Here is a 252-nt window from a genome sequence, read left to right as displayed (position 1 = left end):
CAAGATACTTGCCAAATACAAACTTGCCGCTGACAGTCATGATGAAGATTCGCTTGAGGAAAGGAAGCTCGGCGTACTCTGGCGTCAGAAGGTAGGACGTAGGGTATTGCGAGCCAATGACTTGCTGGGCAAGGAGGTAGAGGATGCCGAGACCGAGGCACCGCAAGACATAGCGCATCTGTGCCTTTTCCCATTCTTCCTGGGCGACAGCGGAGGCTTTTACAGCCGAGTGCTGGGACATGAGCCATCGAC

General features: G+C 54.4%; 1 protein-coding gene. It reads right to left on the bottom strand.

Annotated elements, in window-relative coordinates; genetic code table 11:
- A partial coding sequence (locus L9G74_RS24465; RefSeq protein ID WP_238898835.1) for a hypothetical protein occupies positions 1-241 on the bottom strand: 241 nt, incomplete at its 3' end.
- Between the last annotated feature and the right edge of the window lie 11 nt (positions 242-252).

Source organism: Shewanella electrica (assembly GCF_022321485.1).
Classification (GTDB): domain Bacteria; phylum Pseudomonadota; class Gammaproteobacteria; order Enterobacterales; family Shewanellaceae; genus Shewanella; species Shewanella electrica.
This window is presented reverse-complemented; position numbering and strand designations above follow the sequence as displayed.